General features: G+C 44.4%; 9 protein-coding genes and 1 pseudogene. 3 read left to right on the plus strand and 7 right to left on the minus strand.

Going from position 1 to position 12,221, the window contains the following annotated elements; genetic code table 11:
* Positions 1 to 778: 778 nt before the first annotated feature.
* On the minus strand, positions 779 to 3,037 hold the full coding sequence (locus QZL69_RS04795; protein ID WP_022214091.1) for a hydratase: 2,259 nt from the start codon (positions 3,035 to 3,037) through the stop codon (positions 779 to 781).
* Between the two features lie 199 nt (positions 3,038 to 3,236).
* Between QZL69_RS04795 and QZL69_RS04800 the strand changes: the two genes are divergently transcribed.
* Complete coding sequence (locus tag QZL69_RS04800) at positions 3,237 to 3,740, plus strand: DUF6548 family protein (protein ID WP_022214092.1); 504 nt, start codon at positions 3,237 to 3,239, stop codon at positions 3,738 to 3,740.
* A gap of 99 nt (positions 3,741 to 3,839) precedes the next feature.
* Complete coding sequence (locus tag QZL69_RS04805) at positions 3,840 to 4,106, plus strand: hypothetical protein (protein WP_022214093.1); 267 nt, start codon at positions 3,840 to 3,842, stop codon at positions 4,104 to 4,106.
* A gap of 61 nt (positions 4,107 to 4,167) precedes the next feature.
* Here the strand turns inward: QZL69_RS04805 and QZL69_RS04810 are convergent, their stop codons facing one another.
* The 6 genes from QZL69_RS04810 to QZL69_RS04835 form a co-directional block, all read right to left on the minus strand.
* Positions 4,168 to 5,238 carry an acyltransferase gene (locus QZL69_RS04810; RefSeq protein WP_022214094.1) on the minus strand — a complete coding sequence of 357 codons (1,071 nt, stop codon included), beginning with the start codon at positions 5,236 to 5,238 and terminating at the stop codon, positions 4,168 to 4,170.
* Positions 5,239 to 5,428: 190 nt separating this feature from the next.
* The gene (locus tag QZL69_RS04815; protein WP_022214095.1) at positions 5,429 to 6,049 is read right to left on the minus strand and encodes a hypothetical protein; all 621 of its coding nucleotides are present in this window, start codon (positions 6,047 to 6,049) and stop codon (positions 5,429 to 5,431) included.
* Positions 6,050 to 6,286: 237 nt separating this feature from the next.
* The gene (locus tag QZL69_RS04820) at positions 6,287 to 7,657 is read right to left on the minus strand and encodes a UDP-N-acetylmuramoyl-tripeptide--D-alanyl-D-alanine ligase (RefSeq protein WP_022214096.1); all 1,371 of its coding nucleotides are present in this window, start codon (positions 7,655 to 7,657) and stop codon (positions 6,287 to 6,289) included.
* 13 nt (positions 7,658 to 7,670) lie between these two features.
* Positions 7,671 to 8,705 carry a D-alanine--D-alanine ligase family protein gene (locus QZL69_RS04825; RefSeq protein ID WP_022214097.1) on the minus strand — a complete coding sequence of 345 codons (1,035 nt, stop codon included), beginning with the start codon at positions 8,703 to 8,705 and terminating at the stop codon, positions 7,671 to 7,673.
* 77 nt (positions 8,706 to 8,782) lie between these two features.
* Positions 8,783 to 10,195, minus strand: coding sequence for a L,D-transpeptidase family protein (locus QZL69_RS04830; RefSeq protein ID WP_022214098.1), 1,413 nt, complete (start codon positions 10,193 to 10,195; stop codon positions 8,783 to 8,785).
* 24 nt (positions 10,196 to 10,219) lie between these two features.
* Positions 10,220 to 11,509 carry a transcriptional regulator gene (locus QZL69_RS04835; protein ID WP_022214099.1) on the minus strand — a complete coding sequence of 430 codons (1,290 nt, stop codon included), beginning with the start codon at positions 11,507 to 11,509 and terminating at the stop codon, positions 10,220 to 10,222.
* 316 nt (positions 11,510 to 11,825) lie between these two features.
* Here QZL69_RS04835 and QZL69_RS04840 point away from each other — a divergent pair.
* Positions 11,826 to 12,221, plus strand: a pseudogene (locus tag QZL69_RS04840) (class I SAM-dependent methyltransferase); the annotation flags it as partial.

Genomic DNA, 12,221 nt, shown 5'->3' on the forward strand with positions numbered 1-12,221 from the left:
GTGAGGAGATGTTCTTCTGATGCAAAGTTTCAATCCATATTAGAATAAATCTTATATGCATCTCAAAGTATCTTGCTTATTTATCTTCAAGCTTCTCTGGATCTCTGCTTCCAGACGATGCTCTAAAATAAGGAGTTATACTTTTTCAAAAATGTTTCTTTACACATTTTCGAAAGTCTCTGTATCAGGTGCGTGATAGTTATTCAATATAAGTAATCGATTCTATATACCTGTAATACTTATGATAAACGATCATTTCTTTTCATGAAGTCCTGTTCACCAGGCTGTAAATTTCATCTTTCTTCTCTAAGAATATGATTATTTCTTAAATTAATGGGCTAATATGTATCAGGTCTTTCTTGCAGGAAACTCGATTCCTATCACTTCTTATATTGATTGTGATTAGTAACTACTGTCCCAACGGTATCACCCTTGCCTTTCTTTTGATTTTCATTCCTTTCATGTTCTCTATACTATGAATTGAATGAGTTTCTTTTGTGTTTTGTTTTTGTTTTCTTTTGATGTCATTATAATAGCACTGTATAGTGTATTTGTCAACACATTTTTCGATTATTTTTTAATTTATTGTATATTTTTCGTGTTTATAATATTATTCTTGTTTTATTTGTGTGTATTTTTTATTATTTTCTGATAATTTAAACATATTATAAAACTCCTCTTCCATACAAAAAGCAGTCCCGCGGGAGGCTGTGGTAAGCCATCCTGCGGGACTGCACAAACAGGGGTTGGTTCTGTATGTGGGGTGCCAGAACCAGTCTTATTTTCTGTTGTAGTTGATCAGACATCCTTTGAGGATGATCTCACGTTCGTCATCGGTCAGTTCTCCGAGTGTTACCTGGAACTCCTTAAGTCCGTCTTCTTTGACTACATATCCGGTGATGCTGTCGGCTTTATCAGCAACAGCTTCTCTGATATGCGGGAAGAACAGGAAATCACCGTTGGTAAACGGAAGCTCTCCCTGCGGGATCAGGAATGGAAGCATGCCCCAGTTGATAAGGTTTGAGCGGTAACGTTTGGTAGCGTACTCGTTTGCGATGTTTGCCCATCCGCCGAGAACCTTCTGGCAGGAAGCGGCCTGCTCACGTGCAGAGCCATCACCAGGTTTTACAGCGAAGATCGTACTTCCGACTCCGACGTTTTCTTTGCTGATATCTGCGAACTGTTTCTTAACAGCTTCCATAACCGGTTTCAGTTCCGGAACTGCCTCTGCCGGACATTCTCCTGCTTCGATCGCCTTCTGTGCCTTCTGGATCTCTTTGGCACGTCCAACGTACTCCGGATCTCTTCTGGAAAGAGTGAACTCTGCCAGTCCAAGCGGATTGGAACGGAAAGAGGAAGTCTCACCGGAAGGAATCAGCTCGTCTGTTGTTGTAACAGGATCATGGATCTCAGAAACAACTTTGAGAACAAGGTTCTCTGCCAGCGCAGGCATCTCCGGCCAGTCTTTGATGTTTGGTCCGAACTGGATCTCAACGCTTGGATCTGCAACGCCCTTGCTGTCAAAGATACGGTTCTCATAAATTGTTTTGTCGAAGAAATATTTCTGATGTCTGTAGCTTCCGGTAAATTCTTCTGCGGAAGTCAGGAAGCCTTTGTTTGCTGCTGTTGCTGCGATGGATCTCGCATCCATAAGTGCAACGGAAGAAATCTGTCCGTTCTGGACCTTGGAACCTTCACGGTTCGGGAAGTTTCTCGTTGTATGACGGATACTGAACGCATTATTTGCAGGTGTGTCTCCGGCACCGAAGCACGGTCCGCAGAAAGCAGTCTTGACAACTGCCCCTGTTGCAAGGAGGTCAGCCAGGACACCGTTTCTTGCAAGTTCCATATAGATCGGTGTACTTGCCGGGTAAACGCTGAGTGTAAAGGCGTCTGCACCGATGCTTGCTCCGCGGAGGATGTCTGCTGCTGCACAGATATTCTCAAATCCGCCGCCTGCACATCCGGCGATGATTCCCTGCTCTACATAAAGTTTACCGTCAACGACTTTGTCCTTGAGAGAATATGGAACTTTGCCGTCGAGACTGATCTGAGCCTTTTTCTCTACATCATCAAGGATGTCATAGAGGTTTTCTTTGAGTTCATCGATAGTATAGGTATTGCTTGGGTGGAATGGCATTGCGATCATCGGTTTGATCTCACTTAAGTCAACCTCTACGCAGCCGTCATAGTATGCAACCTTGCCCGGTTTGAGTTCTTTGTAGTCTTCTTTTCTGCCATGGATCTCGTAGAATTCTTCGATGGTCTCATCTGTCTGCCAGATAGAAGAAAGACAGGTTGTCTCTGTTGTCATAACGTCAATTCCGATACGGAAGTCTGCACTTAAACCTGCAACTCCAGGTCCTACGAATTCCATAACTTTGTTCTTAACGTATCCATTGGCAAATACCTTGCCGATGATCGCCAGAGCAACGTCCTGCGGTCCTACGCCCGGTCTCGGCTGTCCCTTGAGGTAGATTGCAACTACGCCCGGCATATTGATGTCATAAGTCTGGGAAAGGAGCTGCTTAACCAACTCACCGCCACCCTCGCCCATGGCCATGGTACCAAGTGCACCATAACGGGTGTGGCTGTCAGAACCCAGGATCATCTTGCCGCCGCCTGCAAGCATCTCACGTGCGAACTGATGGATGACTGCCTGATGAGGAGGTACATATACTCCGCCATATTTCTTTGCACAGGTAAGTCCGAACATGTGGTCATCTTCGTTGATTGTTCCGCCTACTGCACACAGAGAGTTGTGACAGTTTGTCAGCACATATGGGATCGGGAATTTCTCAAGTCCTGAAGCACGTGCTGTCTGGATGATTCCTACAAAAGTAATATCATGGGATGTTAACTTATCAAACTTGATCTGTAATTTCTGCATATTTCCGGAAGTATTGTGTGCTTCCAGGATATCATATGCCATGGTGTTCTTTGCTGCGTCTTCTCTGGATACCGGCTGATCAAACTTGCTTTCTTCAACAATGTCACTGCCATTTACAAGGTAAACGCCACCGTCGTATAGCTTCATAATAATCCTCCATTCATATAAATTATGCATTGCACGCTTCTGTGTTTTTGCAAAATGTATATTAATTATACTTTATCTCGCTAAAATCTGCAACGACATTTCACAAGAAGATATATAAAAATTCTTGACAAAGTAATAACTGATAACTACAATGCCATTAGCAAACACCTACTATTGATGTAAAAAACAGGGGATAAATTTGAATCAGAGAGATAATACTTTTTTTGAAGCTTATAAACGTCTTGACCGGCTTTGCAGAGATATTCTCAACTGCCAAAATGGTGTTAGTGAATATATTCAGCAAATGGATAAAACTCCTCAGGCGCAGTATACAGTTACCAATTGGGAAAAAGATTATAAAATGTTGAAGCATATCCGCTGGGTCAGAAATCAAATAGCCCATGATACCTCAGACGCTCCATTCAGCACAGAAGCTGATTTGGAATTTACAAATGCATTTTATGATCGAATCATAAATCAAAATGATCCTTTCTCACATTTAAAAAAAGCAGAACAAAGAAAAACCTATGCCAATAACAATTATTATTTTCCGCCAAAGTCTTCAGATAACTCCTTTCATACTCAGTTACCTGACACTTCTAATGACAGTTCATCACATGGACCTCTGGCAGTTATCAGTATCATAGCTGGCATAATTATTATAATTTTAATCGTTTTTTCACTTATAAATATGAACTTATAACCTCTTTACTTGCATATTAAAAGCCATTATACTTAAAATCACTTAGCACTCAAATATTTCTGTCACCTGTGGCAGTTTTGATAGGGAGGTAGGAACACTATGTTTCGTTTATGGGGAAAACTGTGGAAAGACAACCACATGCTGAAAGATCTCGTCATTGATGACGACTCAGAAGATACAAGGACACACAAGATCTTCCGTGCACTGCAGGAGATCTGCTATGATTTTGACCTGGAAAATCCGATCTGGCTGGACAGCAATGTCACGGATTTCAAACGCCATTCCAGAACACGGTTCCGCCAGGACAGTTTTATTGAACATATTGAATTTGATTACCTGGAGATTCAGGTGATCGAGGAAGATTAAAAAAGTGCCGCTCACAGCTTCACGGATAATAACAGTTTGCTGCAAGCGGCATTTTTTCGTATCAGACAATCCACTTACCCAATACCGGTATTTTTTTGATAAGTATTACCGCAAGGCAGCTAAGTCCAAAGATACACACCATGACTATCGGGATCGCAATCACTGTATTTCCGATCATCATGCTGTCTATTCCAGCTCTGTGCAGGATGTCGCGGAAAAATGCATGGATCAGATAGATTCCGAACGTATAACCTCCCAACCGACATATGATCTCTTCCTGTTTCTCGCTCCAATGTATTTTGGACACATGATTTTTGAAAAATAAGAAAATCGCACTTCCCCAGAAAAATCCCGCAAGCGTAAAGTTTTCATAATAGGACTGGAGTTCTCTTCCCACTCTCGGTGACATGTACTGACTGAGCAGGATTGCCGCAAGGATCAGTGAAATTCCCAGAATATAAATCGTTCGTTCCAGCTTCCTGGAAATCTCATAATGTGAAAGGTAATGTCCCAGGATAAAATATCCTGCATAGTCCACGACCATTCCCGGCTGAACCGTATGCATCACATTCATGACGTATTCCTTCAGCGGGAACGAAAAACAGTTTACTGTGTATGGTATGATCTTGATGAGCAGAAACATCAGGATCAGATATTCTTCCCATTTCTTACTTCGTTCACAGTTTACGATTTCCCACAAAAGCGGTGTCACTATCAGGAGTCCTGCTAACATAGGAAGATACCACAGATGGAAATAGGATTCACTGCAATAGATCAGTATTTTCTTAAAAAACGATACAGATCCTATCGCTGGTTTCCCCGCCATTACGATCCTGTATACCGCATAAAAAATCTGCCAGAACACATACGCCACTGCTATCTGAAAAATATTCCTGGTCCAGAGTTTCTTGAGTGACCAGTTTCTCTTACCATCCAGATACAGCGTTCCGCTGATCATGATAAACGATGCCACTGCAAAACGGTTGATTCCATGGTAAAAATTCGAAATTCTCCATATACTGGAATCCAGTGGTGTATCCCGGAAATGCTGTGACCCGGCATGAATGCCGATCACACCGATGCAGGCTGCAATTCGCAGGAGTTCTATCCATGTAATTCTCTTTTTATTCATTTTTGTTTCGTGGGGCTGTCCCCCATTTCTCCTTAATTTTGTGTATCCGCAACTATCTTATTTCTTCACAATTACATATTTCAAGTTTCTCAGATGTTACTGTTCGCTCCGTTCACAGTAACTATCAGATCCTTCTGAAAGTATAACAAACGAACTGCCTTCCTACAAGCAATATTTCTTCCACGATCTGTCATTCCATAAATTCCCGGATGATCTCACGCATGATCTCCTCTTCCTCCGGGCTCAGCATTTTGCTGAAATGGCTTCCGGTCGCCGCTGTCTGGCGGATGCTTGCCGTGATCTTCTCCACCATCTCTTCCTGGAGAACGGGGTCCATCCTGGGCGGCGATGCGACTGGTTCCGCCTTTCGCGGTGTGACTGTCTCCTCTCTTTTGGTCCGTGCAGAAAGGATATAGTCTGCCAGAGAATTCATCACAAGCTCTTCCCGGTAAGCAAAATCCAGAGCCTGTCTCAGAATCATCAATGCAACCGGGATCACCGTTCCCAGATAAAGATACCTAAGCGGCAGCCCACTTGTCCACTTGAGCTTTGTCACAAACAGGATTGCAAGCCCCAGACACAACGTTGACAGAAGCGACGGCAGCCAGACCAGAAAGTTCATCCTGTTCAGCAGTTTATCTCTTGTTTTCCAGAGGTTCAGCCATTTTTCCTTAAGGCTTGTGACTGCATTTGTTCTTCGCAGAGTTCTTCTGTAAGTAAGGTGTACTGCCAGCATGCCAACCGCTCCGAAAGCTCCGGCGGCTGCCATGATGCAAAGCAGTATCTGCAGGTTCATGATTCGCTCCAGCATAAGCCCCTCCTTGCTTTTACAATCTCTCCGACACCTTCTCGGCTTTTCTTCTGCTGTTAATTCCCATTCTACACCTGTATGAACTTGCTGGAAACAAAAATCGTTCGTCAAATTCTCCCTGGAAAATGCGAAAAACTCCTCTGAACGGCTGATTTATCTGCTTTTCGTGATAATTCAACCTCCCATGAGGAGTTTCTGTCGTTTTATATTCTGTCTGGATCTTTCATAACCTGATATTTACATTTCTTCCAGTGCCTTGACAACCTCTTCAAACTGCATGAAATGGGATGCTTTTACAAGGATCGTATCTCCCTCCTGGACAAGATCTCCAAGATGCTCAAGGAGAGATTCCCGGCTCTCTTCATAAATTACTTTAAATTCCTGATCTGCTTTGCGTGCAGCTTCTGCCATATGCACAGAAAGTGCACCAACACAGATGCAGACATCAATTCCGCACTGTGCTGCATGAGTTCCGACTTCTTCATGAAGCGCGATCTCATTTTCTCCAAGTTCTCCCATATCTCCAAGGATCGCCACTCTTCGTCCTTCTCCGTCGTGAAGAACATCAAGGGAAGCTTTCATGGACATCGGGTTTGCGTTGTAGCAGTCATCCACTACCAGGAATTTGTCTGTCTCGATCATTTTGAAACGTCCGCGGATCGTCTCCAGGCTTTCGATACCTCTCTTGATCTCCTCGATGGAAAGCCCGTAAATGCGTCCTACAGCAGCTGCTGCCAGTGCATTGTAGACCATATGGATCCCCGGTGTCGGAACAAGCACATCAAAAGCATCCTCGCCAAGATGAATACGGCAGGCAACGCCCTTGAGTCCTTTGCTCTCGATCTGATCCGCATATACATCTCGCTCTGCATTGAGTCCGAAAAATACCGGTTTGACGCCATTGTATTCACTTACTGTCGCCAGTTTATCGTCATCACCATTCAGAACAATATGTCCTTTCGGGTTCATGGACTTAAAGATCTCTGTTTTGGCTTTGAGCACACCATCGCGGTCTCCGAGATTTTCGAGATGGCAGGTTCCGATATTTGTGATCACACAGGTATCCGGTCTAGCGATCTTTGTCAGTCTGGTCATCTCGCCAAAATCACTGATTCCCATTTCCAGAACTGCGATCTGATCTTCATCTCTCAGGCGGAAAACAGTCAACGGAAGTCCCAGTTCATTATTAAAGTTTCCCTGTGTCTTGAGTGTGCGGTATTTTTCTTTAAGTACAGAAGCGATCACTTCTTTTGTGCTGGTCTTGCCAACACTTCCGGTGATCCCGACAACCGGGATCTGAAGCTGTTTCAGATAAAATTCTGCGATATCCTTCACTGCCTGAAGAGAAGATCCTACCTGGATATATGGAAAATCTGCATTCTCCAGTTCTCTCTCTGAAAGTGTGACAAGCGCACCCTTGCTCATGACATCCGGGATAAAACGGTGTGCATCTACACGTTCTCCTACGATTGGAACAAACAGGCTGTCTTTTTCAATCTTGCGGCTGTCTGTAGTGATGGAGGAAACTTCCCTGTCCATCACGTTTTCCGGACCATGGTATGTACCGGAGCAGACTTCGGTAAGATTCTTTATAGTAAGATTTTTCATATCGATTTCCTCTTTAGTTGTACTTTTTCTGTGAAACGCGGATCAGTTCTTCACACAGTGTCGGGTAATCCATTCCGAGAACGGCTGCTTCCTGCGGGATCAGGCTGGTCGGGGTCATTCCCGGGAGGGTGTTGGCTTCCAGGCAGTAAATCTTTTCGTCTTCGGTCACGATGAAGTCAAGTCTTGCGTAGCTTTCCATTTCCAGTGCATGATAGCCGTCCACTGCTGCTTCCTGAAGGCGTTTTGTCAGTTCCTCTGAGATCGGAGCCGGACAGGTTTCCTGTACTGCACCTGGTTTGTATTTATTCTCGTAATCGTAAAAGCCTTCTTTCGGCACGATCTGGACTACCGGGTAGGCAGTTCCGTCAACGACCGCAACTGTGTATTCCACACCCTTGATGAATTCTTCGATGACAACTTCGTTTTCGTATTCAAAAGCTTCATCCAGTGCTTTGACATAATCTTCCTGATTATCTACGATATAGACACCGATGCTGGAACCACCGCAGCATGTCTTGACAACTACAGGAAATTCCATGCCAAGTGCCGCAAGAGAGTCCTGACGGTCTTTTTTCTTCATGGCTTTTCCGCCCGGTGTGCTTACGCCTCTCATCTGGAACATTGCTTTGGTCACGCCTTTGTCCATTGCCATCGCACTGCTTAAGTATCCGGTTCCGGTATAAGGAATTCCCATCAGGTCAAATGCTGCCTGTAACTTGCCGTCCTCTCCGTTTGCACCGTGAAGTCCGAGAAAAACAAAGTCGGCTTTTTTGCAGAGTTCGATGACATTTGACCCGAAGAAATCTCTGCGGGCTTTCTTTAATTCTTTCATCTGCGGATTAAAGCCCTTGATATACTCTGCTGCTTTTTCGACATCGTATTCCGCCGGGAACGGATCTTCCCAGTTTACGGTTTCGAGGCCACAGAATACATCCACCAGGATCGCCTGATGTCCTTTCTGTCTGAGTGCCTGGCAGATTCCTGTTCCTGATACGATAGAAACATCTCTTTCTGTACTGGTTCCACCTGCTAATACAACAATTTTCATATTCTTCCATCTCCTTAAGGAAAGCAAAAACTGCTGCAAAAATTCACTTCAGAATCTCTGCAGCATTTTACCTGTTCTTATTTATAAATAACCACCGGCATACCGGTTTCTACGTTCTGATACAACTCCCGTGCCGCTTCTTCAGACAGGACAATACAGCCCTCTGTACTGCTCCAGTCCGTCATATCTGAACTGAAATCTGTCTCTGACGAACTTCCAAAACTGTCTGCTTCACTTTCCGTTGCCGTCCCAGGTTCAAATCCCGGATCACCATAGATTCCAAGATCATCTGTAAAGGACATCCAGCAATCCACCGTCATATTTCCAACTGCCTGCTGGTTTTTCTTTTCTTCGATCGAATAAACTCCATCCGGTGTACTGCTGCTGATCGCGATCCCGGTATCTACAACAGGATTTCCACTCTTGTAAAGTACAAGCCTGCGGTCAGTAAGATTGACTTCCACATAAGAATATCCGATATCATTCGTGTCGCGGCTCGCCGCTTCCTGTGCATATACCGGCTCTCTCACCTGTGTTTTCTTATCCATGATCGCCTGATACAAAGCATCCGCTTCTTTCGGCTGGTCGATCAGCCATCCATAAGTGCCACCGGATACGGTGACCTCTCTGTTGTCATAAGTTGAAAAAGAACGCTCTATACCCACTGTATCATATTTTGATGCCAGCTGTCCAACATAAGATGCAATTGCGCTGTGATCCAGCATCAGATTTCCATCCTCATCACGGCTGAGCCATTCCTTGATCAAGGTACGATCAACCGTTTCCTTGCGGTCACTGAAATCATAGGTGACCACAACATCAGTAAGCTCATTCATCTGCTCGCAGTCTTCTGTCAGTTCATCGCCATATACTGCAGGATCTACATAGCAGCCATCCACATCAAGATCTACCAGCGTTCTTCCTGTCGTAACTGCATTGGAAATGTCTTTCTGCAGTTTTTCTTTGTCGATCTTTGTTCCTTCTACTTCCGGTACGACCTCAAATCCGTCATCATTTTGCTTTATGTATGCATCGTAAGATTCCTGATTGTCCTTCATGCAGTTCAGGCTATCGATGACCTGCTCAAATTTGTCCTGATCGTAAGTAACAGATGATGGAACCTCCCAGGATTTGTGCTGGCTGAATGCGAGGAACCACTGAAAGCGCTTCTGTTCATGGAGCATTCGGTTCACGCTTCCATCAGAAGTATATTTCAGGTCGATTTCATCTGCTGAAATACTCTCCCGACCGTTTCCTCTGGTCTGAATAGCCAGAATATATACACTGGTTTCTTCTGCCAGAAGTTTCTCTGTTTCTTCCTGTGTCATGTAAGAGCAGTTAAAACCGTTTACCTGTGTTCCCGGCAGGAAATGTTCTGTAAAATAATATACTCCAAAAAAGTAGGCACCGATGGTCAGTAAAAACAGCACAACAATGAAGCCTACCAGTATCTTTCTTCCTCTGCTCATCCCTGTGTTTTCTTCTGCCATGATGCCTCCTTTATAGCTCCTGTCTTATTCAGCCAAAAGTTTCTCTACGCTTGCGAGTTTGACGCAGACAACGAATACTTCTGCTGCTTTGGCAAGTTCGTCAATTGGCGGGAAGGACGGTGCAATACGGATATTGCTGTCTTTCGGGTCTTTGCCATATGGATAAGTTGCTCCTGCACCTGTCATGACAACGCCTGCTTCTTTTGCTTTGGCAACGATTGCTTTGGCACAGCCATCCATGGATTCGAAGGAAATGAAGTATCCACCCTTCGGTGTTGTCCAGCTTCCGATTCCAAGTCCGCCGAGTTCTTTTTCAAGGGTGGACTCTACCATCTCGAATTTCGGGCGAAGGATTGCTGCATGTTTGCTCATGTGTGCATGAACACCGTCCAGGTTCTTGAAGAATCTTACGTGACGAAGCTGGTTCAGTTTATCATGTCCGATCGTCTGAACAGTCATATATTTGCGGAAATCATCCAGGTTTGCTTTGGATGCTGCTACTGCTGCGATACCGGAACCCGGGAAGCTGATCTTGGATGTGGAAGTAAATTTGTAAACAATGTCAGGATTGCCTGCTTTTGCACATTCTTCCAGGATCTCAAGAAGGAAATCCTGTTTCTCTTCTCCATCATAAAGATGATGTACGCTGTAAGCATTGTCCCAGTAGATACGGAAATCCGGTGCTGCCGGTTTCAGGCGTGCAAAGCGCTTAACTGTTTCTTCTGAATAAGTGTAGCCCTGCGGGTTGGAGTATTTCGGAACACACCAGATACCTTTGATCGCAGGATCTTCGCTTACAAGTTTCTCAACCATATCCATGTCCGGACCCTGTGGAGTCATCGGAACATTGATCATCTCGATTCCGAAGAATTCTGTAACTTTGAAATGACGGTCATATCCCGGAACAGGACAAAGGAATTTTACTTTGTCAAGTTTGCACCATGGAGTGTTTCCCATAACGCCGTGAGTCATGGAACGTGCTACGGTATCAAACATAACGTTCAGACTGGAAGTACCATAAATGATGATGTTCTCCGGAGATACTTCAGAGATTTCTCCAAGAAGGCGTTTGGCTTCCGGGATACCATCCATAACACCGTAGTTACGGCAGTCTACACCTGTTTCGCATTTCAGGTCTGCGCTGCTTGACAGAACATCCATCAATCCCATGGAAAGATCAAGCTGGTCAGCCGCCGGTTTACCACGAGACATATCCAGGGCAAGTCCCTGTGCCTTGATCTCTGCATACTGCTGATCCAGTTCCTTCTTCAGAGCAAGAAGCTGTTCTCTGCTCATTTCACTGTACTTCTGCATAATTTGTCCTCCTCGTGCCGCTTCCAGAATCCTGTACCGGCATAATATAAATTTCTTTTTTCTTTTGATATCTAATATTACTATCCCGTCTATTTTAGTATGCTAAATTCCCGCTTGTCAAGCCCTGCTGCCCCTGTATTTGAAAAAAAATTTCTCGAATCAGTGTGATAAAGTGTGAATTCTGCATAAAGTCCCCTGCTTATACACAAAACGCCACAGTTTTACTTGCAGAATTTCGTTGTTTCACCTATACTGAATAGGCAGGAATATCCTGAATGTTTCTATTAAATGTAATAAAAGAAAGGTTATCATATATATGTGGATTGCAAATGACTGGAAAGAATACGAAGTAATTGACACTTCCTGTGGAGAAAAGCTGGAACGCTGGGGTAAATATACTCTGGTCCGTCCGGATCCGCAGGTTATCTGGGACACTCCGAAGGTAAGCCGTGGATGGAAAAACATGAACGCCCACTACCACAGAAGCAAAAAAGGCGGCGGTGAATGGGAATTCTTTGACCTCCCTCAGCAGTGGGATCTCCATTACAAAGATCTTACTTTCCATCTGAAACCGTTCAGTTTCAAACACACCGGACTTTTCCCGGAGCAGGCTGTCAACTGGGATTGGTTTGGTGACAAGATCCGTAATGCAGGCCGTCCGATCAAAGTGCTGAACCTTTTTGCCTACACAGGCGGTGCAACTCTGGCTGCC

It is taken from the genome of Blautia sp. CAG:237, assembly GCF_000436615.1.
Classification (GTDB): Bacteria; Bacillota; Clostridia; order Lachnospirales; family Lachnospiraceae; genus Blautia_A; species Blautia_A intestinihominis.